Annotated in this window: 1 pseudogene; it reads left to right on the top strand. The window is 31.2% G+C overall.

The window, feature by feature from the left end:
* Window positions 1-51: 51 nt before the first annotated feature.
* Window positions 52-240: pseudogene (locus tag V7659_RS31365) on the top strand (hypothetical protein); the annotation flags it as partial.

Here is a 240-nt window from a genome sequence, read left to right as displayed (position 1 = left end):
TCTTAGGACTTAGGAAATCTTAAGATAATAAACTTTTAATGAGGTGCAGCAGTGAAAGAATTACAGAAATTTGCAAAAGGATATCATGAAGAAATGAACTGGGAAATTAATAAAGATAATTATGAGAGAACTCGTGCTTCACTTTTAAATAACTATATGCTGTTAACAACAGAAGTAGCGGAAGTTGCTGAAGAACTTCGAAAAGCTTTTAATTTGGCAAATAGTTACATATCAAAAGGC

The sequence above is a fragment of the Neobacillus drentensis genome (assembly GCF_036966985.1).
GTDB classification, from domain to species: Bacteria; Bacillota; Bacilli; order Bacillales; family Cytobacillaceae; genus Neobacillus; species Neobacillus drentensis_E.
This window is presented reverse-complemented; position numbering and strand designations above follow the sequence as displayed.